Origin of the sequence: Hymenobacter convexus (assembly GCF_030580955.1) — a bacterium.
Classification (GTDB): domain Bacteria; phylum Bacteroidota; class Bacteroidia; order Cytophagales; family Hymenobacteraceae; genus Hymenobacter.
Window position 1 is genome coordinate 282,352 of record NZ_JAUQON010000005.1, and the last position, 23,420, is coordinate 305,771.

Sequence of the window (23,420 nt, forward strand, 5' to 3'; positions counted from 1 at the left end):
GAATGCTGATTATCAATAGTTACCCGGCCCCGGCGGGCACCGGTACCAGGTCCGACAGCACGTGGGCGGCCTCGGCGGCACGCAGCAGCAGGCGGGCCACCAGCGCCGGCCAGCTTTGCTCGCGGGCGTAGGCATAGCTGGCCCGGCCGAGGTTTTCCAGCTCGGCGGGGTGGTCGTAGAGGTGCTCCACGGCGCGGGCCAGGGCGGCGGCCGTGGCCTCGGGCGACTGCACCGGCACCTTCACCCCGCCCTCGTTGGGAATGAAATCGGTGGCGCCGTGGTGGTCCAGCGTCAGAATGGGCAGGCCCATGGCCATCGATTCCAGGTACTGCGCGGCGTAGCTGTCGCGCAAGCTGCAGAGCATGAACAGGTCGTGGGCCAGGAAGGCCGAGCGCACGGTGGCGTAGGGCGCGTTGCCGTGCCAGGTCACGCGGTCCTGCAGGCCGGCGGCTTCTATCCAGCCGGGCAGCAGCGGGGCCACCGGCCCGTCGCCGTAGATGTTGAGGTGAAACTTCACCCGCGGGTGCACCTGTCCAAGGGCCTCCAGCACCAGGTGCAGGCCCTTGCGCGGAAACAGCCGGGCCAGCCACAGGATGCGCAGCTCGCGGCCGGCCAGAGGCTCGCGCACGGGGTATTCGTCGGGGAAAAAGCTCAGGGGCAGGGCCGTGCTCATGGCCAGCTCCACGTGGCGGGCGCCCAATTGCCAGGCCAGCTGGGCGGTTTCGCGGTTGGCCGCAAATACCAGGGCGGCGTGGCGCAGGGTCTGGCGCACGTTGGGGTCGAAGGTGACCAGCAGCCAGCTCACCAGGTTGCGCAGGGTTTCGGTCTTGAACCAATCGGGCAGGTAGCAGCGCAGCAGCGAGGGGGCCCGCTGCCCGCCGCCCACGGGCCCAAAAATCAGCGGCCGGCCCAGCCGCCACAGCCAGGAGGCAAACTGCAGGCTGCCGAAGGTGACGTGGTGCACCAAATCGAAGCACACGCGCTGGTCGAGGGGCCGCGCCACCCGCCAGGCTTCGTACTGCCACACCATGTAGTGCAGGTACACCCCAAATTGCCAGCGGTACAGGAATTCCACCCAGCCCGGCACCTTCACAAACAGAAAGTGCAGGCGCCCGGTGGTGGGGTTGGCGGCGCGGGCGCGCATTTCGGCCCGAATGGCGGCCTGGCCCCAGGGCGTGGTGAGGCACCACACCTCGTGGCCGAGGCTGGCCATTTCCCACGCCCAGTTGAACCCATTGCCGCCTTCGCCGCCGTGGGTGGGGTCGCAGGCATAAGCCGAAAGCAGGATTTTCATTTCGAAGCAGCTTCGACAGTGACGAAGGACGAGGTGGACATGGTGGCCTTGGCCGGGCGGGGGGCGCTCAGCAGGCCCTGCAGCTTGGCCCGCAGCCGCCCGCCCAAAAACGCGCGGAACTGCTGCCGGTCGCGCGGGCGGTCGTTGAGCACCCGGCCGGGGTGGCGCAGCGGCCAGTGCAGCCGGCCGGTGGGCAGGGCGGCGTGGGGGTCGGCGGCGTCCTGGGTGTGGGTGGCTTCCTCGTGGCCAAACCCGATGTTGGTGACCATGTTCACGCTGGGCATGATGGTGAGGCCGGCGTGGGCCGCCCGCGCAAAGTGCCACTGGTAGTCCCAGGTGGTGAAGGGCCGCGGGCCGTGGTACAGCTCCCAGAACTTGCGCAGAAAATACTGGCTTTCGAGCTGGCTGCTGAAGCTGCCGCGCAGCCGGCCCTGGCCGGCCAGGGTGGGCAGGGCCCGCAGGTTGAGGTCGTAGAGCTGCCAGGCGCGGCGCCAGGTAGCCCAGCCCCAGGTGTGCACCTGCTGCGAGAAGTAGTAGGAATCGGCCTTCGGGCCCAGCGCGGCGCCGGCGTCGGCCCCAAAATTATTGCCCCCGATGTGCATCACGCGGGTGTCGTGGCGGTAGCGGGCCAGCAGCTCGGCGCAAAACGGGAAGAAGTCGGGCGTGGGCAGGCAGTCGTCTTCCACGATGATGCCCTCGGGCTCGTGGGTGAAAAACCAGTTGATGGCCTCCGACACGGCGGTGCTGCACCCCACGTTGTTGACGCGAAAAAACGTGTGCACTTCGCAGTTCCAGCGGGCGGTGGTCTGCATCACCACGGCCCGCACCTGGGCGCAGCGGGCCTCGTCGGTGGGGTGGTCGGGGCGGGCGCCGTCGGCGGCCACGTAGAGGCGGCGCACCCCGGCCACCATCAGGCGTTCCAGCACCCGGGCGGTGGCATCGGGGCGGTTGAAAACCAGAAACAGCACCGGCGTTTCGCAAACGGGGCGCGCAGACGTCTTTTCAGCAGGCGGGAGTTGGGGCGAGGGTACCATGGTTTGTAAGGCTTGCAGAGTGGATAAAAGGAATGTTGGGCAGCGGGCTGACTTCCACGCCGTAGCGCACGGCCTGATAGATTTCATAGGTGCGGCCGACCACCGTGGCGGGGTCGTGGCGGCTTAGGGCCACGGCCTGGGCCTGGGCGGCCAGGCGGGCGCGCAGGTCCGGGTCGTGGTGCAGGCGCAGCACTTGGGCGGCCAGGCTTTCGGGCGACAACTCGGCGAAGAGGCCGGTTTCGCCGTCTTCGATGAGGGAACTCACGCCGCCCACGTTGGTGGCCACCACGGGCAGGCCGGCTACCTGGGCCTCGCACACGCTGTTGGGACTGTTGTCGATGTAGGACGGGTGGAGGAGGCATTCGGCCTCGCGGCAGAGCCGGGCCAGCTGCTCGGCGTTCTGGTAGCCGCGGTACTCCACGTCATCGGGGCGCAGGTGGCGCAGCGGGTAGCGGCGGTAGGCATCGGCCACCTCGTTGGGGTAGTGGCCGCCGGCAATCACCAGCTTGAAGTCGGTGGTTTGGCGAAGGATGTCGAAGGCCGCCAAGGTTTCCTGGTAGCCCTTCATCACCTGCGAGCCCCCCATGAACAGTAGCACGGGCCGGCCGTCGGCGGGAGTGGCGCGGGGCTGCTGTGCGGCCCGGAAAAACGGCTCACGCAGCGGCTCCCAGTTGTGGAAGATGTGCGCTTTGGGGTTGAAACGGGCCATGTGGGCGGCGTCCCAGTGCGTGCGGCACGAGAAGTTGGGGATGCGCGGCAGGTACTTGCGCTCGTAGTAGCCGGCCAGCGTCCACTGCACCTTGCGCCACGAGAGCAGCCCCGGCACGTGCTTCACGCACTCCGATACCAACCCCTGCACCGAAAGCAGCAGCGGCATGTCGAGCCCGGCGGCAGCGGCCGGAAACTGCAGCTCCGAGCCGTGCAGGTGCAGCAGGTCGTAGCGGTGCGCGTGCTGCCGCAAGTAGTTGGCCGTAATGCTGATGCGCTGCTGATAAAGCGTCAGAATATCCTGCCTGAACGACGGGGTGCGCAGGTAAATGAAATGAATGCCTTCGTGGTCGAGCTCCTCCACCGGTCGCTCCTGGCGGGTGTTCCAGCTCAGGATGGTGAGCTGCACCCGCGGGTGGCGGCTGAGCAGGTCGGCCAGCGTCACTATCCAGGGCACGGGGTGTTCGCGGGTGATGCGCGGCGAAGGGTAGGCCGCAAGCCATAGGATTTTCATGGCCGAGAGGGATTAAAAGCGAAGGGAAAAACCGAGCCAGCGCGCCGTGCGCCAAGGCGCGGCCCCGACCAGCGGCGGGTGCGCGGCGAGAAGGTCAGCGCATTGAAAAACAGGAGATTCAAGGGCCGCCACTGGCTTGGTCTTCGGCAATGTCCGCCTCGCTGGCCGCCGCTCGGCCACCGCCGGCGCGGGCTTGCTGGTGATGGCCAGCAGCATGCCAATGAAGCCGTAGGCGTAGTTGGGCCAGTCGTAGGAAAGCCCGAACACCGGAAACGTGGCCACAAACGCCAGCAGCGCCGCCGGGCCCTCGTCGAGGGGCGCGAAACTGAGCAGGCAGCGGCCCAGCAGCAGCACCGGCACCAGCAGCACCAGCAGCACCCCCAGCCCGCCGAAGTAAAACAGCCGGTCGAGGTACAAGCTGTGGAAGTGGTGGCCGGTGAAATCGGGCCACACCTGCTTGCCCGAGTCGTCGCTGTAGAACTGCACGGGCACCTCGAAGCCCTGCAGCCGCCAGCCGGCGATGGGCCGCTCGCGCACCAGCGGCAGGTAGGCCTCGTACTGCTGCATGCGGAAGGTGCCGGTGCCCTGCGTGGTGGGGTGCTCGATGTCGCTGATGCTTTTGGCCAGCTTCTGCACCACGTCGGGGTTGTCGAGCACCACGGCCAGGCCGCTGGCCAGCCCCAGCCCGAGGCCCAGCGCCCCCAGCACCGCCAGCCGCGTGCCCCAGGCCCGCGCCCGCGGCACCCGCAAGGCCAGCAAACCCAGGTCGATAACCAGCGCCAAAGTGGTGCACACCCACACCGTGCGGTGCTGCAAAAACACTATCAGCGCCACGCACAGCAGGCAAGCCAGCCCGTAAACAAGGTTGTTGGAGCAGATATAGAAGTTGAGGCAGAGCAGCGCCACCGGCAGCAGCAGGTAGGCCGAGGTGACGCTGAATCCCCGCTCCGTTTCCAGAAACGAGCCCAGCGACAGCGCCTCCGGGTAAACGACGACCAGGCTCAGCAGCAGCGTCACCAGCATCAGCCCCGCCAGCTGCCGGTAGGGCGGCGGCGGTAAGCGCCGATAAACCGCGTACATGCCAAACAGCGGCAGCAGCGCCGTGAGCTTGCTGAACACGTGCGGATACTTGGCCCAGGAGTGCCACAGGGCGTACGACTCCAGTCCCAGCCCCGCCATGCTGGCCAGCAGCACCCCCAGCCACACCCGCACCACCGGCTGGAAGTACTCGTAGTAGCGCACCGCCGCCAGCAGCGCCAGCGCCGTCAGGGCGTACTCGTAGCGCAGCCCCAGCCCGGCCTGGTCGGCCTTCCCAAAAAAGAAGGCGTTGAAGGCCGGATTCGTGAACAGCACCGCCAGCAGCGGCAGCAGGTACAGAAAGCGCAGGTTGAGTTTCATGGGGCGCAGTGGCACGTTAAAGCGTGGTAAGCACGAGTTCGGGCACGGCCGCGTGCGGGGCCCGGAAGTGCCGCCGCGCGTGCTCGTAGAAGCTCAGGGTGGCGTCCACCATCTGGCGCACGTCGAAGTGGGCGGCGGCATAGGCGGCCTGCTCGCGGCTGAGCTGCCGGCGCAGGGCCGGCGCGTTCAGCCAGCTGTGCAGCACGCCGGCCAGGCCAGTCGGGGTAATGTCGGGTGGCAGCAGCGACGCCGGGGTAGCGTGCAGCACCTCGGGCACGCCGCCCACGCCCAGGGCCAGCGCGGGCACGCCGGCCGCCATGGCCTCCACCAGCACCAGCCCGAAGGTTTCGTGGGTGGCCACGTGCACATAGAGTTCGGCGGCGCGTAGCAGCGGCAGCACCTGCTCGTGTTCGTGGTAGCCCAGCAGCAGCACCACGTCGTCCAGCCCCAGCTCGGCAATGTGCCGGCGCAGCATTAGTTCGTCTTCGCCCTTGCCCACCAGGCCCACTACAAAATCCTGCCGAAACTGGCGCAGGGCGTGGGCGGCCCGCACCAGCAGCAGCTGGTTTTTGCGGCTTTCGAGCTGGCCAATGTTGAGCAGCACGTGGCGGCCGGCGGCGCGCTGGCGCAACTCGGCGTCGGGTGTGGCGGCGCGTCCAGCGGCCAGGTCGATGCCGTTGGGCACCACGCGGCATTCGCAATGGGACGGCAGGGCGGCCCGTACCGCCTCCAGGCCAAAGCGCGACACGCCAATGAAGTAGCAGGTGCGCGCCAGCAGGTAGGCGTACCAGCGCTCAATGGCCCGCGCCGCCGCGGGGCCGCGCGGCTTCTGGCGCAGCTCGTCGGCGGCGGGGTGGGCGTTGAAGTGGCCCGTTACCACCACTGGCACCCGGTTGCCGAGGGCGTGGCGGGCGGCCAGGCCGCTGCCCAGGTCCTGGGCATTTACTGCATCGTAATGACGGGAAGCGTCAATTCCCCAGCGAATGTGCAGATAATAGGCAACTGTGGTGGCCAGCGCGCGGGGCACCGGCCCCAGCCGCCGCAGCAGGTGGCGCAGCCCCGCCACCAGGTGCCGCCGCGGCCCGGTGAGGGTAGCGGGCGTCACCACGTCCACGCGATGGCCGCGCTGGCGCAGCTGCTCGGCCAACCGCACGTAGTGCACCCGCACCCCGGAGGGCGCGTCGGGCTTCAAAAACGAAACCAGCAGAATGTTCATGGCTGAAGCGGCGAAGGCTGCGGCCCAAAGCCGGGCGTGTATGATGAGTTAAGCGGCGCCTGCCGCTCCAAAAACCGCAGGTAGCCGGCCAGGAAGCGGGCCCCGGTGCTGGCCGCATTGCCCGGCCGCAGCCGCCCCAGGAAGCGGCGCAATTCCTCGCGCAGCGCCGGGCGGGGCCGCAATAACATCAGCGCACCCAAGCCCAGGGCGCCCGCCAGCATCAGTAGGGTGAGGGCGGCGGGGGCGGGCCAGACCAGCGGCTTCAAAACCCAATGCAGCAGGCCCAGCAAGGCGCCCAACGCCAGCGCGTGGAACAGGCCCGGCCCGTAGGCCGCCAACAGGCGCGGGTAGGGCAGGGCCAGTTCGCGGTGCATCAGCCGGAGGAACAAGACCGTGCGCACCAGCTCATTCAAAACCAGAGCGCTGGCGAAGCCCGCCAGACCGTAGCTGCGTAGAAAAAAGAAGAATAGTATCAAGCTGCAAAGAGCCAGCAGGTTGGCGTTGATTTTGGCCGGCAGGGCCGCCCGGGCATCGCACACGATGCCCGCAAACATGGTAATGAGGCTCAGCGGTACGGCGGCGCACAGAATGCGCAGCACCGGCACGGCGGCTTCCCAGCCCGGCCCCAGCACGGCGCGCACCAGCACCGGCGCGGCCACTGCCACGCCCGCGCCCAGCGGCAGAATGCCCGCCGCCACCAGCGTGATGCTGCCCAGATACACGCCGCCCAGCTTGGCCCGGTCGGCCTGCACCTGGCTGAAGGCTGGGAAAATGACCCGCGACACGCTGCGCGTGAGCAGATACAAGGGCAAGGTTATCAGCATCGAGGCCCGGTTGTAGATGCCGAGCATGGCCGCGCCCAGCAGCCGCCCAATCAGCAGCGTATCGAGCGAGCTGGTGATGAATTCGATGAAGCTGGTGAAGGTGATGCGCGTGCCGTAGGCCAGCAGCGGCCGGTAGTGGGCCCACCGGAAATACAGCCGCAGGCTGTGCCGCGTCACGGCGTAGGCCAGCAGCGCCACCAGCAGGCCCTGGGCTAGGTTGGCCACCACCAGGCTCCACACGCCCCAGCCGCCCCAAGCCATGCCGATGCCCAGCCCGCCATAAGCCAACACATAGGCGGCGGTTTCGATGATGGCTAGGGTGCGGAAGGCCATGCGGCGGCGCAAAATGCTCAGCGCGGTGGCCGACAGCCCGTTAAATAAAAGTCCCAGCCCCATGAGGCGCACCAGCGGCACCACGGCCGGCTCGTCGAACACCAGCCGGGCCAGCGGGGCGCCCACGGCCAGCGCCAGCGCGCACACCCCGCCCAGCAGCGCCGCCGAGGTGAAGGCCGCCCGCACGTCTTCCTCGCTCATGTCGGGCTTTTGCACCAGGGCGTGCTCCAGCCCAATCTGCGAAAAGTAGGTGCCGAAGCGGATGACCACGCCCGCCAGCGCCACCAGCCCGAAGGCCGCTGGCGTGAGCAGCCGGGCCATCACGCCGGTGTAGCCCAGCTGGAGCACGGCCATCACCACCGTGGCGGCCGTGCTCCAGCTGATGCTGTGCAGCGTGGAAGTAGTCAGGTTTTTCGCGGAAGCCATGCGGGAGCGGGGGCGTTATTTATAGTAGCTGTAGGCGTTGCGCTGGTGGCGGTACTCGTAGCTGCCGGCAAAGCGCACGTCGTTGATGAGCAGGTACACCTGCCGGATTTTCTCGTCCTGGTAGAGCTCGTTGATGCGGCTCACCAGGTCGCGGTCGGTGTAGTTGTGACGCACCACGTACACCGTGGCGTCGAGGTACTGCATCAGCACGAAGAACTCGGCCACGAAGCCCACCGGCGGCGTGTCGAGCACCACGTAGTCGTACTCGGCCCGCAGCAACCGCATCAGCGTGGCCATGCGCGGGTTTTCGAGCAGCTGCGTGGGCCGGTCCGGCACCGCGCCGCAGGTGATGAGGTCGAGCCCCGGCACGCCGCTGAAGCGGCGGCATTCGTCCAGCGTGCTTTCCTCGCCGAGGTAGCCGGCCAGCCCGTGCCGGGCGCTGCCGGCCGCCAGCGGGAAGTAGCCGGCCACGGTGGGCCGCCGCAGGTCGGTTTCCACCAGCACCACGCGGCGGCCCGAGTGGGCCAGCTCGGTGGCCAGGTTCACGGCGCAGAAGGTTTTGCCCTCGCCGGGCACCGTGGAGGTCACGCCCAGCACCTTCTTATCGGGCCCACTCGTGAGGTACTGCAGGTTCACCCGAATAGAGCGGAACGACTCGGCAATGGCCCCGCGGTTGCGGTGGGCCAGGTCTTTGGTGTCGGCCCCGGAGCCGTGGGCCACCACGCCCAGCACCGGAATGCTGGTGATGCGCGCCAGGTCGTCCTGGCCCTGCACGGTCTGGTTGGCCTTGTCGAGCAGCAGCACCAGGCCAGTAGGCAGCAGCAGCCCGGCCAGCAGCGCAATCAGGGCCACCAGCTTCGGGTTGGGCGATTCCGGCCCGGTGCTGATGAGCTGGGCGCGGTCCACCACGCGCTTGTCGGTGGTGTTGGTGGCCAGAGCCAGGGCCGCCTCGTTGCGCTTCTCCACCAGGAAGCTGTAGTTCTTTTCGTTGAAGTCGCTTTCGCCCTTTAGCGAGGCCAGCTGGCGCTCGTCTTCGGGCATGCGGCTGATTTGGCCGCGCACCCGGGCCAGCTGGGCGTCCAGGTCGCGCAGGCCAATGCCGGCGTTGCGGCTCATGTTGGCCAGGGTCTGCATCAGGGCCTCTTTGGTGCTCCGAATGCGCTCGTCCGTCACCACCAGGAGGGGGTTGGCGTCGCTGCCGTTCACGCTAAGGGCGGCGCGGCGGCTGTTCAGCTCGTTGAGCTGCAGAATGAGGCTGTTGAGCACGCCGTCGTCGATGCCCGCGCTGCTGGGCGAGGCCATCTGGCCGCCGCCGCGGTTGGCCTGCAGGTAGGCCAGCATGCTTTCGCAGTAGCGCCGGGTGGTGGCGGCGCGGGCCCGGGCGGCTTCCAGGTCGGCCAGCCGGCCAATATCCGACGAGGACTGCGCCTGCACGTCCACCACGCCCCGCGAGGCCCGAAACGTGGAAAGCGCGCCCGCCGCCTGGTGGCGCGTGCGGGCCAGCTTCTCAATCTCCTCATCGAGAAAAGCCAGGCTTTTGCGGCCGGTCTGGTTTTTGGCGCGCAGGTCGGCGGCGATGTACACGGCCATCAGCGTGTCGAGGAAAGCCTGGCCTTGCGCGGGCACGCTGTTTTTCAGGCGCAGCTCCACAATGCGCGAGTCGTGGTCGATGGGGCGCACGGCCAGGCCGTTGGCGTAGCGGCCGGCGGCCCCGTCCACGTCGCTCAGTGTGAAGCAGTAGCGCCCGGTGCCGGCCTCAAACGGCACGCCCGGCACGGGCTGCACCGCCAGCTGCAGCAGCGGGTGGCGCAGGGTGTCGCCGGCGGCGACAATGGTATCGAGCTGCACGTTCCAGACCTCGCGCACCGGCTGGCCGGTGGGCAGGTCGGCGAGGTGGGCGCGGGCCGCGGTGGCCCGCAGGCGGTAGCGGCCGGCCCCGGCCGGGCTCACGTAAATGCGCACATCGGTGAGCTGGGGCGCGGCCAGGTTGGGCAGCACCCGGAAGGGCATGGCGTCGGCGGGCTGCTCGCGCCGCTGCACGGGCCGCAGGCGGTTCAGCCAGGTGGCGGGCTCGCGGAAGTAGGCCACGGCGTAGGGCAGGCGGCGCACGGCCTGGCGCACGGTGCCCGCCGAGGTGATGAGGCCGATTTCGTCTTCCATCTTCAGGCCCTTGTCGTGCACTTCCAGAATCTGCAGCAGCTCCTGGGCCCGCTTCGAGCCCGTGGCCTGGTCGCCGAGCAGCACGGTGGCCCGCAGCCCATACACGGGCGGCGTGAGCTGCAAATACACGTAGGCCAGGGCCCCGGCCAGCATCAGCGCGCCCACAAACAGCGGCCAGCGCCGCCGCAGCTTGAAAAACAGCCGGCTCAAATCCAGTTCGTCGGCGGCCGGTTCGGGAGGAGTTTTCATAGGGATGGTGAGGCTCCTCTATTAGTTGGATTTCAGAAAGCTGAGCAACAGCACGATGGCCGACACGCCCGCGAAAGCCAGGCCGAGGTTGCCGGCGTTGGCGCGGGCGGCGCGGGCCTTCAGGGGCTCCACGTACAAGGCGTCGTTGGGCAGCAGGTAGTAATATGGCGAGGCGAGCAGGGCGGGGTCGGTGAGGTCGAGCAGCACCACCTGCGCGCCGGTGGGCGTCTGGCGAATGAGCTTGACGTTCTGGCGGTTGCCGTATTCGGTGAGGTCGCCGGCCAGGCCCAGGCCTTCGAGCACGCTGGCCTGGCCGTTGTACACGAAGTAGCGGCCGGGGCTGCGTACCTCGCCCAGCACCGTCAGCTTGAAGCTCAGCAGCTTCACCACCACGTTGGCCCCGCGCACGAAGCTGCCCACGCGCTGCTGCACCAGCGCCTGCACGGCCGGCACGTCCAGCCCCACCACTTTGAGCGCGCCCACCGTGGGCAGGGTAATCTGCCCGTCTTCGCCCACCGAGTAGCCGCTCAAGAACATAGTGCCGGGGTCGCTGCCGAACATGGCGGTTCGGGCATCGGTCACGTTGAACAACTCGTTGAACTCCGGCTGCGGGCTCTGCACCCGGATGGACAGCACGTCGTTGGGCTGAATGCGGTAGCTGGGCCGCGCGTTGGCCACGGCCGTGGCCGTGGCCGTGGAGTAGCCGGGGCTTTGCAGGTAGGGCAGCTGCCGCTGGGCCACGCAACTGCTCAGCAGCACCAGGCCGGGCAGCAGCCACCGCAGGCAGAAGGAGGGAAGTGACGGCATGGGGAGACGAAAAAGGATGGGTCGGGAGGCCCGCCGCGGCTTCGTGGCGGGCTGCTCACAGGCTGCCGTACCTGCGCAAATGCCGCAAAACGAGGCCGGTGGGATGGGTCTGACAAAACTCGCCGCCGGTCCCAGCCGTCGAAATGAGGAGCATCAATTTCCAAATTGAGGATACTCACTTGCGCGCCGCAACGGGAAGTAGCTTATTGCCCACGAAGGCCCCAATTGCATTGCCCGAACTCGGCACCGCAAGCATTTCGCTACCGCGCTTTTGCGGCGGCTCAGCATTGGCAGGCGCCGCCCAACGTCGCACTGCGCTAACCACTTAGCCGGCTTAATGCTTGGCTTTGTCGCTTGAGAAAACAGTAGGCTAATAGTCTTGTCCTTAGTGTTATGCGAAAAATATATCCTACATTTCGTCCCTGCCCGCTGGCGCCTGCTACTGAAGCAATTGTCCGCTTTCTCTGCCGAATTCATCATTAAGCACCATGGCTGAATCCGCACCCCTCCGCTGCCTGATTGTTGATGACAACGAAGCCAGCCGCCTCATGCTGGCGCACCTGGTCGGCCTCACCGAGTCGCTGGCGCTGGTGGCCAGCCTGCCCGACGGCGTGCAGGCGCTGCACTTCCTGCAAACCCAGCCGCCGGTCGACATTCTGCTGCTCGACATCGAAATGCCCGAGCTCACCGGCCTGGCCCTCATCCCGCTGCTGCCCACGCCGCAGCCGGAAATCATCCTCGTCACCACACACCGCGGCTTCGCGCTGGAGGCTTTTGAGCTGCACGTCACCGACTACCTGGTGAAACCGCTGGATTACGCCCGGTTCCGGCAGGCCATCGACGTGGCCGTGCGCCGCCGGCGGGCCGCGCTGACGCAGGCCGCTGCCGCCGCGTTGCCCGTGGCCGCCCAAAACGGGACGCTCGATAATTGGTCGGAGCTATTCGTGAAGGTCAACAACCGGCTGGTCAAGCTCAACTTCGACGACGTGCTCTACATCGAAGCCATGTCGATGTACTCGGTGCTGGTGATGGCCAACCACAAGTACATCGTGCACGCCACCCTCAAGCAGCTGGCCGAGCGGCTGCCGTTTGCGCATTTCCAGCGCGTGCACCGCTCCTACATCGTCAACACCCGCCTCATCGACAGCATCGAAGACAATACGCTGGTGGTGGGGCCCTACGAAGTGCCCTTGGCCAAGTCCTATCAGGAAACGCTGTTTAACTCGATTCGGAGCTTGTAGGGCCAGCGGCCGCGTCGCGGCGCAGGGCCTGCACCACGCCTTCCACGACGGTCGTAAATTCGAGGGCCGCTGCCCTGAGAAGGGCCGGGTCCGGTGCCGGACCGTCTGGCGGGCCATGATGCAAGGGTTGCAGCAAGGTGGCGGCGCAGGCTTCGATGCCGGTTACTTCCAGGGTATGCAGGTTGAACTGCAGGTGATGCACCTGCCGGGCGGCCGTCAGCCAGTCGCCGGCCGCCGCCGCGGCCCCCAGCCGGTCGAGAACCGTGGGGGCGGTGTTCAAAAACGACGCAACGAGCTGGCCAACCAGCGTTTGGTTGCCTTTTGCAAACTGCTGCAGGCCGGCTAGGCTATACGGGCGCGCCGGCCGGGGCAACGCCAGGAGCTGCCGGTATAAATCGGCTTCGGTGAAGGGCTTGGCCAGCTGGCCGATGATGCCCTGCTCCCGGTAATAACCGGCATTGTGGGGCAGCGCAGCGGCCGTGAAGGCGATGACCGGCGTGCGGGCCCGCGCCGGGTGGGGCAGGGCGCGCAGCCGCTGCACCGCCTTCAGCCCGTTCAAGCCCGGCATCTGGATGTCGAGCAGCACCACGTCGAAGTCCTGTTCGGCCAGCAGCTGCAAGGCCTCCGCCCCGTTGGCCGCTTCGGTGGGCACCAGGGCCCAATCAGCCAGGGTCAGGCGCGTGACTTCGCGGTTCATCTCGTTGTCGTCCACCAGCAGCACCCGCAGGCCCGCCAGGCGTTCCGGGGCGATGGGCACCTCCGTTGGCGCCGGCCGGGCGCCGGCCGGGGCTTTGGGCAGCGGCAGCTCCAGCGTGAAGCAGCTGCCCTGGCCCAGCCGGCTGCGCACAGTCAGCTCGCCGCCCATCTGGCGGGCCAGGTTGCGGCTGATGCTCAGGCCCAGGCCCGCGCCGCCGTACTGGCGGCTGGTGCCGGCGTTGGCCTGGGTGAAGTCGTCGAACACGCTGGTGAGCATGCCCGGGGCAATGCCAATGCCCGTGTCGGCCACCCGAAACCGCACGCGCAGGTCGGTGTCGGTTTCGGCCAGCACCCGGCAGCTTACGCGGATGCCCCCCCGGGGCGTAAACTTGAGGGCGTTGCTGACCAGGTTGATGAGAATCTGGTTGAGGCGGAGCGGGTCGCCCAGTACCCAGAACCGCGGAAACGGCCGCTCCGCCGTGGCCCCCCGAAACCGCAGTCCTTTTTCCCGCGCCTGGGCCGCCAGCGGCCCCAGCACCGCTTCCACCGAGGCGCTCAGTTCGAACGGCACGGCTTCGAGCTCGACGGCGCCGCTGTTGAGACGGCTCAGGTCCAGCACATCGTTGAGCAGGCCGGTGAGGTGCGCGCCGGCCGCGCAAATGCTGGTCAATAAGTGCTGCTGTCGGTCGGTCAGGTCGGTTTTGCCGAGCTGGGCCGCCAGCCCCAGCATGCCGTGGATGGGCGTGCGCACCTCGTGGCTGATGTTGGCCAGAAAAGCCTCCCGGGCCCGGGCGCTGGCCTCGGCCTGCTGCTGGCTGCGCTTCAGGTCGGTGATGTCGGTGCCCACGCCCAGCACGAACACCGTGCCGTCGGGGTTGTGCAGGGGGCAGCGCACGGTCTGGTACCAGCGCTGTTCGCCCGAGTCCAGGGTCAGCGACATTTCCTGCCGCACCTCGCCGTTGGTTCTGCGCACTTGCTCGTTGATTTCGACGCGCCGGCGGCGTTCGGCGTAGGCGGGGGTGGCGGGGTCGAGGTGGGCCGGCCCGTCGTACTTCTGCAGGTGCTGCAGCAGCTCGCGCACCGCCCGGTTGTAAAAAACGGGCCGGTCGGCCGTGTCGTACACGGTGAAAAGCGCCGAGCTGGTGTCGAGCATGAGCTGCCGGAATTCCTGCTGGTGGCGCAGCTGCTGCTCGGTGGTGCGCCAGGCCGTTACGTCGGTGAGGTAAAAAAGCACGAGGCCCTCGTTCGGAACAGTGGCGCTGGTCACCTGCCAGCAGTGCCCGTCGGCTTCCAGCACCGCCGGCTCGCCCGCTGGCTGCACTTGCAGCCATTCGGCGGTGTCGCACAGGGCCTGCCACAAGGCGGCCGTGCTTTCCCGAAACGCCCGTTGCACACGGGCAGCGGCCGGGTTGGCGTACTGCAGCTGCCCGCGTGCGTCGAAGCACAGCACCGGGTGTGGGCTATGGGCGAGGATGGCCCCCGGAACATCCGGGCCAGGCGGCCGAACAGCCGGAACGGCCTCAATTACCGACGAATCTAGGGTGGTGTCGAACATGCGGAGGTTGGCTGGAAAATGAAGCGCTTGGGCTGAACGCATTGCCTGCGGCCAATCCGTGATATTGGCTACCGCAGCTACCGGCTGAGGGTGCTCAGAGAAGCCGCTCAGCCGATGGCTTCGCCGCAGAAACTACGACCCAGCCTGAACCATACAAATTTATTTATAAATATATTAATTATATAATATTTCTTTTCTTTCGCTCCATTTGCTTCCGGTTCTGCTGCTGTAAATACACCGGAAGTCCGGCCGGGAGTCACGGGCCGTGTGCAAATGTGAGCCCCTGCAGCAACCCGGCCCACTGAGTATAATCAGCTGCCCGGGTGATTTTAATCACCGTGCCATGATAACGAACAGTTGACTACTTGATTTTCCTCAATTCCCGGGGCCGGCGTGGCCCGGATATTCACGGCGTGAAGCACCTGCCGGAAACCCCATGATGCCGTTCATTGACCCACTGGTTTTGCCCGGCCAGCCCGGCGGCTTGTTGTTGGTCGGCCGGGCGAGCATGGGCCATTTAAGCCGGGAACTGATGAGCGAATATTCGCTGCTGTACCGCACCGACTCGCGCCTGCTGGTGTTCCTTCTCTTCGGCCTGCTGCTGCTCTTCACCTGGGCCGGGCTGTGGGAGGGGCGCCGCCGCAAGCCCTACGCCACCAGCACCAACGAACAGTCGGTGGCCGTGGCCTCGCTGCTGGCCCTGCAGGGCCTGCTGCTGGCCTTCTCGTTTTCGATGGCTTCCGACCGGTTTCAGGTGCGGCGCGATGCCCTGGTGGCGCTGGCCGCGAGCTTCCGCACAGCCGTGCTGCGGGCTGATTTGTACCCCGAGCCCGAGCGCGCCGGGTTCCGGCGCGAACTGCACCGCTACCTGGAGGCGCGCATTGCCTTCGGCAAAGCGCCGTATGATTCCGTAATAATCAAGGGCACGCTGGTGCGCGCCGATACGGCCCTGCATGAGGTGTGGCACCGCGTGGTGCGGCTGTCGGCAGACCGGCGCTACGACATGGCCACCGACAAAATGGTGGACGCCCTGGACGAGGTGACGGCCACCGGCATAGCCCGGCAGGCCTCGCTGCGCGCCCACGTGCCCGATGCCGTGGTGTACATGCTGTTCATCATCGCCCTCACCACGGCGTTTTTCTCGGGCTACGTGAGCGCCAACCGCGCCCGGTTCGACTGGCTGGCCGTGGGCACTTTTCACCTGCTGGTGGCGCTGGTGGTGTTCATCACGCTGGACCTCGACCGGCCCCGGCGCGGCATCATCCGCCCCACCGACGTGCAGGAAATCCTGGTCGAGCAGCTGCGGTTGTTTTAGCCGGCTCAGGCGGCTTCCATCACCTGAATTTTTCCCATGAGCTGCTTGACCTTGTCGGGCTTGCCGAACACGTACAGCGTGTCGTGCAGCTCGATTTCGGTGTCGGTGGTAATGGATTCCAGCATGGCGCCCGCGCGCCGGATGCCCAGCAGGCAGAGCCCCAAGCGCCGCAGTTCCACTTCCGACAGCTGCTCGCCGGCCAGGCAGGTGTGCGGGTCGGCCTCGACGGGAACGGTGGCCACCTCGGCCCCGCTCAGCCCGACGTGAATGCTCGACCAGGCGGCACTGCTCAGCGAGTGGGGCCGCAGCATGGCGTGGCTGCCGTGGCGCAGCTCGCCGATAACCTCCTCGATGTCGGCAAGCGGCACCAGAAACCGCGCCAGCACGTGCGCCAGCACCTCCATGGAGGTTTCCTGCTCCTGGGCAATGACCTCGGTCGCGCCTACGTGGTAGAGGCTTTTGCGCTCGTATACATACAGGCTGCGCACCAGAATGCATACCAGCGGATTGAGCCGCCGGATGGCCGCCACGGCCCGGAGCGAGGCGGAAGGGTCGGAAATGGCCACGACCACGACCCGGGCCCGGGCCACGCCCAGGTGCTCGAGCACGTGCTCGTGGGTCACGTCGCCGTAGATGATGCGCTCGCCGCGCTTCAGGCCCCGGTGCACCTTGTCGGCGTCGGCTTCGAGGATGATGTGGGGGAGGTGGGCAAATTTGGCGGCCCGCACCAGGTTGCGCCCGTTCAGGCCGTACCCCACAACGACGAGGTGGTCGGTGAGGGGCGGCGCTTCCACGGCCAGGGCCGGGGTGGGGGGCTTGGGGCTCACGTGCAGGCGCTGCTCCAGCTCCAGGGGCCAGGGCAGGCGCATCACCCAGCCCACCACGGGCCGGGCCAGGGCCAGCACGCCGGGCGTGGCGCACATGGTGAGCACCGAAATGGCCAGGAAAATCTGGTAGCTGTCGGGCTTGATGAGACCGGCCTGCAAGCCGGCCCGCGAAAGCACAAAGGCAAACTCGCCCACCTGCGCCAGGGCCATGCCGGTGAGCAGCACTTCGTTCACAGGCGCCCGCAAAAAGGCCGTGGCCACCGGCGTGAGCAGCATTTTAAGCAAAATAACCCCGACGGTGAGCAGCACGATTTCAACCGGGTGGGCCAGCAGCACGTGCACATCGAAGAGCATGCCGATGGACACGAAAAAGAAGCTGGCAAACACCTCCCGAAACGGCAGCACGCTGCTCACGGCCTCGTAGCTGTACTCCGATTCGGAGATGATGAGGCCGGCCAGAAACGCGCCCAGCGCCAGCGACAACCCCGCTTGCTGGGTGAGCACGGCCACGCCCAGGCACGTGCCGATGATGGTGAGCAGAAACAGCTCGCGGCTGCGGGTGCGGGCCACGGCCAGCAGCACCTTGGGCATGAGGTAGCGCACCCCGAGGCCGACCACGGCCACCACACCCAGGATTTTTGCGCCCATCAGGACCAGGGCCAGCGCGGGGTTGCCGCTGGCCTGCCCGCTGAGCAGCGGAATGAGCAGCATCATGGGCACCACCGCCAAATCCTGAAACAGCAGGATGGCCAGCACAATCTGCCCGTGCACCGACTCCACTTCCATGCGCTCCTGCATGAGCCGGAGCACAATGGCCGTGCTGCTCAGCGACAGCAGAAACCCCCAGAACACCGACGAGCTGAACGTATTGCCCGCCGCCACGCCCAGCACCGCCACGGCCGCCACCGTGAGGCCCACCTGCAAGGTGCCGCCCAGAAAAACGGCCCGCTTGATGCGGCCCAGGCTTTGCACCGAAAACTCCAGCCCGATGGTGAACATGAGCATGATAACGCCCATCTCGGCCACGTTGTCCACCTTGGCGGGCAGCTTCACCAAGCCCAGCGCGTAGGGCCCGGCCAGCATGCCCGTCACCAGAAACCCGATGATGCTGGGCAGCTTGATGCGGTTGAACAGCAGTGTGACGCCCACCGACAGGAGCAGGATAACCAGTAAATCGTAAAGCAGGGAGTAGTTCATGGCGCGCAGCATTGAGGGGCGCGCCATTGCTTGCCGCACCCACAAGGTTGTAGGGCAGACCATTGCCGGATATTTCAATCACGCCGCTTCCGGGGGGCAAAGCGGTAACCAACAGCCTATAAAATGCACGTACACAGTATAATCATATATGTAGCATAATCATAGATGTAGCCTGCGGTACGGAGCCCGGCTACGCCGGGCTCAGGGTTCTTCGGTTGGTGGCCGTGGACAGCGCGGCTTTGCCGAGCTTCTGAAAGGATTTGCGCAGCCGTTTCACCAGGAATTTGGCTGCCGCGCGGGTGGCCTTGCGGTTGCGCGTCTTGCTGTACTTATCCAGCAGCTTGGTGAATTTGCGGCTGAGCTTGCGCACGGTGTTCACCAGCGGCTTTTCGAGCCGGCGGGCGTACTTGGCATTGAGCCCGCTCAGGTTGGCCTGAATGTCCTCGGCCAGCTTAAGCTGTAGTTGGTGCATGGCGTTTTTCATGGGAAGTTGGGGGTGAAGGGTGAGAAGGAAACCCGCCAATCCATGACGCTGGGGCCATCCGCAGGCAGCTTGTCAAAAATAGAAAATGCGGCCGGCGCCGAACATGAGCACAATCAGGTGCAAGGCTGATTACAATCTTGGCCCATGACAACAATCGAAATTTCAGTTGATTAAGCTCATGTTTTGCGGCGCGGCCCCGGCCGAAATTGCCCCGAAAACCCGGCGCCCCAGTGGGGCCAGTAGCCGCATGCTCGCCCATGAAAGTCACCCAGTACCCGATGCCTTGCCGGCCCGCTGTGCTGCTGCTGGCATTCCTGGCCAGCTGCGGCGATAAGGAAGAGCGGGTGAAGCCCGTCTGGTCGGCCATTTCGGAGTCGGTGTACGCGGCCGGCACCGTCAAAAGCGGGCAGCAGTACCAGGCCTTTGCCACCGGCAGCGGCGTTATTCAGGCGGTTTTTGTGCGCGAGGGCGACTCGTTGCGGGTGGGCGCGCCGCTGCTCTCCATTGCCAGCGACGTGCCGCGCCTCAACCAGGAAAACGCCGCCCTGGCCGCCCGCTACGCCGCCGTGGCCGCCAACCAAAGCCAGCTGCAGGAAGCGCGCGAGCGCATTGCCCTGCAACGCCGCACCATGCAGAACGACCTGCTGCAGCTCACGCGCCAGCGCCAGCTCTGGCAGCAAACCATCGGCACCAAGCTCACCCTAGAACAAAAGGAACTGGCCTACGCCGCCTCCAAAACGGCCTACGAATCGGCTGTGCTGAGCTACCAGACGCTCAAAAAGCAGCTGGATTTCGCCGCCGCGCAGGCGCGCAAAAACCTCCAGATTGCCCGCACGCAAGCCGCCGACTTCGTGGTGCGCAGCAAAATCAACGGCCTCGTCTACCAGCTCTACCGTGAGAAGGGCGAGGCCGTGACGCCCCAAACGCCGCTGGCGCTGCTGGGCGACGCCCGCCACTTCGTGCTCGAAATGCAGGTCGACGAGTCCGACATCGTGCGGGTGCGGCCCGGCCAGCAAGTGCTGGTCACGCTGGACAGCTACAAAGGGCAGGTGTTTACGGCGCGCGTGACGAGGATTTCGCCCATGATGAGGACCGGCAGCCGCACGTTTGAGGTCGATGCGACCTTCGTGCGCCAGCCGCCGGTGCTCTACCCGTTCGTGAGCTTCGAGGCCAACATTGTGCTGCAAACCAAGCCCCGGGCCCTGCTCATTCCGCGCCGCCTGCTGGTGGACGACTCCACGGTGCGGAAAAGCGACGGCAAGCTGGCGCGGGTGAAATCCGGCCTGCGCGATTACCAGATGGTGGAAGTCCTGGCGGGCCTCACGCCCGCCGACGAACTCACGGCCCGTGCGAAATGAAACTGCCCCTGCTCTACGATGTGGCCCTGTCGCTGCTGCTGGCCCGCTGGCGGCAGACGCTGGTGGCGGCCGTCGGGGTCACGTTCAGCATCACCATGTTCATTGCGCTGCTCAGCTTCATGTCGGGCCTCAACCAGCTGCTGGATGGGTTGGTGCTCAACCGCACGCCCCACGTCCGCCTCTACAACGAAGTAAAACCCGCCCCGCAGCAGCCCGTGGACCGCTACACGGCGGGGCGTAAGCAGCACAATTTCATTCGCTCCATCAAGCCCAGCGACGAGCTGCCGCGCATTCACAACGTGGCGGCCATCATCGCGGCGCTGCGCCACGACCCGCGGGTGCGCGGCGTGTCGCCCAAAACCCAGGCTCAAGTGTTCTACAACGTGGGCACCATCAACCTCACCGGCACCATCAGCGGCATCGAGGCCGAGGAGGAAGACCGGCTTTTTGCTTTCGGCGACTACGTGGTGGCCGGCAACCCGCTCAGCCTCAAAACCGTGGCCAACAGCATCATCCTCGGCAAAGCCGCCGCCGACATCATGCTGGTGAACGTGGGCGACGTGGTGCAGGTGACTACCGTGAAGGGCAACCGCGTGCAGCTCAAGGTGGTCGGCCTGTTTCAGTCGGGCCTGCTCGACATCGATAAAGTGCAGAGCTACACCTCCCTGGCCACCGCCCAGAAGCTGCTAGGCGAGGCCAACAACTACATCACCGACGTGCAGGTGAAGCTCTACGATTTCACGCTGGCGCCCCGGCTCGCCCGGGAGTATGCGCAGCGCTACGAGGTGCAGGCCATCGACATTCAGACGGCCAATTCGGAGTTCGAAACCGGCACGTTCATCCGCACGCTCATTTCCTACGCCGTGGGCATCACGCTGCTCACGGTGGCGGGCTTTGGAATATTTAACATCCTGAACATGATGATTTACGAGAAGATGGACACTATTGCCATCCTTAAGGCGGTGGGCTTCTCAGGGAGCGATGTGCGGCGGCTGTTCGTGGCGGTGGCGCTGGCAATTGGGCTGTCGGGCGGCGGGGTCGGGCTGCTGTGCGGGTTCGGCCTCTCGGCGCTCATTGCGCGGGTGCCGTTTCACCCGGCCTCGCTGCCCACGGTGCACTACTACCCGGTCAATTTCGACCCGCTTTTTTATGTGATTGGCGGGGTGTTTTCGCTCGTTACCACGTATTTGGCGGGATTTTTTCCGGCCCGCAAGGCCAGCCAGATTGACCCGGTCGTCATCATCCGAGGCAAATAAGACGAACCCGTAACATGGACACGCCCGCGCTCGAAGCCCGCCAGCTTATCAAGTACTTCGACGACCCCGTGCGGGTGCAGGTGCTGCACGGTCTCACGTTTGCGCTGGGCCGGGGCGAGTTTGCGGCCGTGGTGGGCAAGTCGGGCTGCGGCAAATCGACGCTGCTCTACATCCTCTCCACCATGGACACGACCTACGAGGGCGAACTGCTAATTGACGGCGTGCCCATGCGCGGCAAAAAAGAAGCCGAGCTGGCCCGCGTGCGCAACGCCCAAATCGGCTTCGTGTTCCAGTTTCACTACCTGCTGAACGAGTTTTCGGTGCTGCGCAACGTGATGCTGCCCGGCGAAAAGCTGGCAAAATTGTCGACCCAGGAAATCGAGCACCGCGCCTACGAAAAGCTTCAACTCCTGGGCATCGAAGGCGAGGCGCTCAAGAAGCCCAACCAGCTCTCGGGCGGCCAGAAGCAGCGCGTGGCCATTGCCCGCGCCCTCATCAACGACCCGCTCATCCTCATGGGCGACGAGCCCACCGGCAACCTCGACAAAAAAAACGGCGAAATCGTGTTCGACATTTTCAAGGAGCTGGCCGAAACCTACCACCAGGCCCTGCTCATCGTGACGCACGACCCTGAATTCGCCGCCAAAACCCACCGCATCATTGAAATGGAAGACGGGCGCATCCTCAACGGGGGCTGAGCATCGCTATTCAACAACAAGCTGGCGCACCAACTGGCCGTGTTCGGTTTGCACCCGCAGCAGGTACAGGCCCGGGCTGAGGCCATCAAGCGGCAGCGTGTAGCGCAGTCCCGCCGCTGTCGGCCCCGTATGGTGCTGAGCTAATATTCGCCCCACGCCATCCGTCAGGGTGAGCACCCCATTGCCCTGGCCAGCTAAGGCGGGCACCACTACCGTCGTGCTTTTGTGGGCGGGGTTTGGGTACAGCAGCAGCTCGGCGACCGGGCTTGGCTCGGTCGTGGCCAGGACGGAAGTGCTCAGCGAAGCCAGGAAGCCCGCGTCGCTGCCCCCTTGCAGGATAGTGGAGCCGAAGGCAGCAGGCAAGGCCGTGTTATCGGCGATGTAGACGGTGGAGCCATTCGTGGCAATGTCGTACGCGTAATCGTTGGCTGGACTGCCGGCCTGGACGGCCCCCACGAAGTTGCCGGTGCCGGTTAGCTTGCCAACGAAAATATCGTTGGCCGTTGTGCCCGGCGGTGCTACGTTCACCAGAGTAGTACCCCCAAAGCTGGCCGTGGGGCTGTTAAAATAGCCCGTCACGTACACGTCCGTGCCAATTGCGGCAATGGCGCGAGGTGTGTCGATGCCGGGGCCGCCCGCCCACTGGCTCCAGGCAAAGGCGGCGCTCGTTCCGGCATCCGTTACCTTGGCCACAAACGCATCGGGCGGGCCACCGACCGGGGCCAGCGTAGTGCTGCCAAACAGGGCCAGCGTAGTGCTGCCAAACAGGGCCGGGGTGCTGGTGAACATACCGGCCACGAAAACGTCATTGCCGCTGGCCGCCACGGCCATCGGACTTTCAGAACCCGTCCCGCCAATGCGGAGGGCCCAGATAAAGCTGCCCGAGGTGTCGAGTTTAGCAACAAAACCGTCTTCGGACCCCACCTGCGTGTTGAAGAGCGTCGTTCCCAGGTTGATGCCAACACTGGTGAAATAGCCCACTACGTACACGCTGGAGCCAGCGGTGGCTATGCTGTAAGCAACCTCGTTGCTGACGCCGCCCGCGCCGCGCACCCAGTCGAAAGTGCCGGTGCTGCCCGCATCGGTCAGCTTGGCCACGAAGAGGTCGGTGCTGGTTACGCCGGGTGTCATCGGGTTGAGTATAACGTTGCTGCCAAAGGTCATCGTGCTGCTTTCATAATACCCCGTGAAGTATATGCTACTGCCACTCACGGCTACGTCGGTGGCGAAGTCGACGCCGAAGCCGCCGGCCTGCCGGGCCCAGGTAAAGCTGGCGGTAGTGCCCGCATCCGTCAGCTTGGCCACAAATACATCGGCGGTTGGGAGGGTGGAGTTGGTATTGGTGAGGGTGCCGGCGCCGAATCTGATGGTGGGACTGGTAAAATCGCCCACGATAAATACCGAATTACCACTCACCGCGATTCCGGTTGCCCAGTCGTTGCCGATGCCCCCGGCTTGCTGGGCCCAGAGGAAGCGGCCGGCCGTTTCGCTCCATTTGGCCACAAAAATATCCCCCTGCTGTCCCCCGGTCAGGGTAATGTTGCCGAAAGTAGCCGAGGAACCGAAGCTGCCGGCCAGGTACACATTGCCGCCGGCGTCCGCCGCCACCGCGTATACCTGGGCGCCACTGGCCGCCACCGCCGATTGCCAAGTGGGGGCCTGCGCCCGCGCATTGCCCGCACAAAGTAGCAGCAGCAGCAACAACAGCCCTGGTATAATCCAGCAGCAGCCTCGGCGAAATAGCAGTGGTAAAGACGAGTTCATGGCCTTGTGGCATAAAGTCTTGAAAACAGAAAATAGGTTAGGCAAGAAGGGTGGGCTCTCGCCTGC

General features: G+C 66.0%; 17 protein-coding genes. 5 read left to right on the plus strand and 12 right to left on the minus strand.

The window, feature by feature from the left end:
- Positions 1–19: 19 nt before the first annotated feature.
- Genes Q4S41_RS12940 through Q4S41_RS12975 form a run of 8 tightly spaced genes read right to left on the minus strand, consistent with a single transcriptional unit; the run spans position 20 to position 10,963 of the window.
- Positions 20–1,294 carry a glycosyltransferase family 4 protein gene (locus tag Q4S41_RS12940; protein ID WP_305031539.1) on the minus strand — a complete coding sequence of 425 codons (1,275 nt, stop codon included), beginning with the start codon at positions 1,292–1,294 and terminating at the stop codon, positions 20–22.
- Positions 1,291–2,328, minus strand: coding sequence for a nucleotide-diphospho-sugar transferase (locus Q4S41_RS12945; protein WP_305031540.1), 1,038 nt, complete (start codon positions 2,326–2,328; stop codon positions 1,291–1,293). The genes Q4S41_RS12940 and Q4S41_RS12945 overlap by 4 nt, the downstream gene beginning before the upstream one ends.
- A complete protein-coding gene (locus tag Q4S41_RS12950; RefSeq protein ID WP_305031541.1) occupies positions 2,297–3,550 on the minus strand; it encodes a glycosyltransferase family 4 protein in 1,254 nt (417 codons plus the stop codon). Before Q4S41_RS12950 ends, Q4S41_RS12945 begins: the two co-directional genes overlap by 32 nt.
- A gap of 12 nt (positions 3,551–3,562) precedes the next feature.
- On the minus strand, positions 3,563–4,948 hold the full coding sequence (locus Q4S41_RS12955) for an O-antigen ligase family protein (protein WP_305031542.1): 1,386 nt from the start codon (positions 4,946–4,948) through the stop codon (positions 3,563–3,565).
- 16 nt (positions 4,949–4,964) lie between these two features.
- Complete coding sequence (locus tag Q4S41_RS12960) at positions 4,965–6,164, minus strand: glycosyltransferase family 4 protein (RefSeq protein ID WP_305031543.1); 1,200 nt, start codon at positions 6,162–6,164, stop codon at positions 4,965–4,967.
- A complete protein-coding gene (locus Q4S41_RS12965) occupies positions 6,161–7,747 on the minus strand; it encodes a lipopolysaccharide biosynthesis protein (protein ID WP_305031544.1) in 1,587 nt (528 codons plus the stop codon). The genes Q4S41_RS12960 and Q4S41_RS12965 overlap by 4 nt, the downstream gene beginning before the upstream one ends.
- Positions 7,748–7,762: 15 nt before the next feature.
- Positions 7,763–10,156, minus strand: a complete 2,394-nt coding sequence (locus Q4S41_RS12970; protein WP_305031545.1) for a polysaccharide biosynthesis tyrosine autokinase — start codon at positions 10,154–10,156, stop codon at positions 7,763–7,765.
- A gap of 21 nt (positions 10,157–10,177) precedes the next feature.
- The gene (locus Q4S41_RS12975; protein WP_305031546.1) at positions 10,178–10,963 is read right to left on the minus strand and encodes a polysaccharide biosynthesis/export family protein; all 786 of its coding nucleotides are present in this window, start codon (positions 10,961–10,963) and stop codon (positions 10,178–10,180) included.
- 488 nt (positions 10,964–11,451) lie between these two features.
- On the opposite strand from Q4S41_RS12975, the gene Q4S41_RS12980 reads away from it, so the two are divergent.
- Positions 11,452–12,204, plus strand: coding sequence for a LytR/AlgR family response regulator transcription factor (locus tag Q4S41_RS12980; RefSeq protein WP_305031547.1), 753 nt, complete (start codon positions 11,452–11,454; stop codon positions 12,202–12,204).
- On the opposite strand, the gene Q4S41_RS12985 is transcribed toward Q4S41_RS12980, so the two are convergent.
- Positions 12,182–14,455 carry a PAS domain-containing hybrid sensor histidine kinase/response regulator gene (locus Q4S41_RS12985; protein ID WP_305031548.1) on the minus strand — a complete coding sequence of 758 codons (2,274 nt, stop codon included), beginning with the start codon at positions 14,453–14,455 and terminating at the stop codon, positions 12,182–12,184. The two genes, Q4S41_RS12980 and Q4S41_RS12985, sit on opposite strands and share 23 nt — an antisense overlap.
- 436 nt (positions 14,456–14,891) lie before the next feature.
- On the opposite strand from Q4S41_RS12985, the gene Q4S41_RS12990 reads away from it, so the two are divergent.
- On the plus strand, positions 14,892–15,770 hold the full coding sequence (locus Q4S41_RS12990) for a bestrophin-like domain (protein ID WP_305031549.1): 879 nt from the start codon (positions 14,892–14,894) through the stop codon (positions 15,768–15,770).
- 5 nt (positions 15,771–15,775) lie between these two features.
- Here Q4S41_RS12990 and Q4S41_RS12995 read toward each other — a convergent pair whose 3' ends face one another.
- On the minus strand, positions 15,776–17,794 hold the full coding sequence (locus tag Q4S41_RS12995) for a cation:proton antiporter (protein WP_305031550.1): 2,019 nt from the start codon (positions 17,792–17,794) through the stop codon (positions 15,776–15,778).
- A 190-nt stretch (positions 17,795–17,984) separates the two neighbouring features.
- Positions 17,985–18,278 carry a hypothetical protein gene (locus tag Q4S41_RS13000; RefSeq protein WP_305031551.1) on the minus strand — a complete coding sequence of 98 codons (294 nt, stop codon included), beginning with the start codon at positions 18,276–18,278 and terminating at the stop codon, positions 17,985–17,987.
- Between the two features lie 257 nt (positions 18,279–18,535).
- Between Q4S41_RS13000 and Q4S41_RS13005 the strand changes: the two genes are divergently transcribed.
- Genes Q4S41_RS13005 through Q4S41_RS13015 form a run of 3 tightly spaced genes read left to right on the plus strand, consistent with a single transcriptional unit; the run spans position 18,536 to position 21,590 of the window.
- Positions 18,536–19,636, plus strand: coding sequence for an efflux RND transporter periplasmic adaptor subunit (locus tag Q4S41_RS13005; protein WP_305031552.1), 1,101 nt, complete (start codon positions 18,536–18,538; stop codon positions 19,634–19,636).
- A complete protein-coding gene (locus Q4S41_RS13010) occupies positions 19,633–20,892 on the plus strand; it encodes an ABC transporter permease (RefSeq protein WP_305031553.1) in 1,260 nt (419 codons plus the stop codon). Before Q4S41_RS13005 ends, Q4S41_RS13010 begins: the two co-directional genes overlap by 4 nt.
- A 14-nt stretch (positions 20,893–20,906) precedes the next feature.
- Positions 20,907–21,590, plus strand: coding sequence for an ABC transporter ATP-binding protein (locus Q4S41_RS13015; RefSeq protein WP_305031554.1), 684 nt, complete (start codon positions 20,907–20,909; stop codon positions 21,588–21,590).
- A gap of 6 nt (positions 21,591–21,596) precedes the next feature.
- On the opposite strand, the gene Q4S41_RS13020 is transcribed toward Q4S41_RS13015, so the two are convergent.
- The gene (locus Q4S41_RS13020; RefSeq protein ID WP_305031555.1) at positions 21,597–23,354 is read right to left on the minus strand and encodes a T9SS type A sorting domain-containing protein; all 1,758 of its coding nucleotides are present in this window, start codon (positions 23,352–23,354) and stop codon (positions 21,597–21,599) included.
- Between the last annotated feature and the right edge of the window lie 66 nt (positions 23,355–23,420).

What these genes read in the sequence shown, in the direction of transcription:
- Q4S41_RS12985 (WP_305031548.1), bottom strand. Translation starts at nt 14,455, where the DNA reads ATGTTCGACACCACCCTAGATTCGTCGGTAATTGAGGCCGTTCCGGCT.
- Q4S41_RS13015 (WP_305031554.1), top strand. Translation starts at nt 20,907, where the DNA reads ATGGACACGCCCGCGCTCGAAGCCCGCCAGCTTATCAAGTACTTCGAC.
- Q4S41_RS13010 (WP_305031553.1), top strand. Translation starts at nt 19,633, where the DNA reads ATGAAACTGCCCCTGCTCTACGATGTGGCCCTGTCGCTGCTGCTGGCC.
- Q4S41_RS12955 (WP_305031542.1), bottom strand. Translation starts at nt 4,948, where the DNA reads ATGAAACTCAACCTGCGCTTTCTGTACCTGCTGCCGCTGCTGGCGGTG.
- Q4S41_RS12960 (WP_305031543.1), bottom strand. Translation starts at nt 6,164, where the DNA reads ATGAACATTCTGCTGGTTTCGTTTTTGAAGCCCGACGCGCCCTCCGGG.
- Q4S41_RS13000 (WP_305031551.1), bottom strand. Translation starts at nt 18,278, where the DNA reads ATGAAAAACGCCATGCACCAACTACAGCTTAAGCTGGCCGAGGACATT.
- Q4S41_RS12945 (WP_305031540.1), bottom strand. Translation starts at nt 2,328, where the DNA reads ATGGTACCCTCGCCCCAACTCCCGCCTGCTGAAAAGACGTCTGCGCGC.
- Q4S41_RS12965 (WP_305031544.1), bottom strand. Translation starts at nt 7,747, where the DNA reads ATGGCTTCCGCGAAAAACCTGACTACTTCCACGCTGCACAGCATCAGC.
- Q4S41_RS12950 (WP_305031541.1), bottom strand. Translation starts at nt 3,550, where the DNA reads ATGAAAATCCTATGGCTTGCGGCCTACCCTTCGCCGCGCATCACCCGC.
- Q4S41_RS12975 (WP_305031546.1), bottom strand. Translation starts at nt 10,963, where the DNA reads ATGCCGTCACTTCCCTCCTTCTGCCTGCGGTGGCTGCTGCCCGGCCTG.
- Q4S41_RS12980 (WP_305031547.1), top strand. Translation starts at nt 11,452, where the DNA reads ATGGCTGAATCCGCACCCCTCCGCTGCCTGATTGTTGATGACAACGAA.
- Q4S41_RS12995 (WP_305031550.1), bottom strand. Translation starts at nt 17,794, where the DNA reads ATGAACTACTCCCTGCTTTACGATTTACTGGTTATCCTGCTCCTGTCG.
- Q4S41_RS13005 (WP_305031552.1), top strand. Translation starts at nt 18,536, where the DNA reads ATGAAAGTCACCCAGTACCCGATGCCTTGCCGGCCCGCTGTGCTGCTG.
- Q4S41_RS12940 (WP_305031539.1), bottom strand. Translation starts at nt 1,294, where the DNA reads ATGAAAATCCTGCTTTCGGCTTATGCCTGCGACCCCACCCACGGCGGC.
- Q4S41_RS12990 (WP_305031549.1), top strand. Translation starts at nt 14,892, where the DNA reads ATGATGCCGTTCATTGACCCACTGGTTTTGCCCGGCCAGCCCGGCGGC.
- Q4S41_RS12970 (WP_305031545.1), bottom strand. Translation starts at nt 10,156, where the DNA reads ATGAAAACTCCTCCCGAACCGGCCGCCGACGAACTGGATTTGAGCCGG.
- Q4S41_RS13020 (WP_305031555.1), bottom strand. Translation starts at nt 23,354, where the DNA reads ATGAACTCGTCTTTACCACTGCTATTTCGCCGAGGCTGCTGCTGGATT.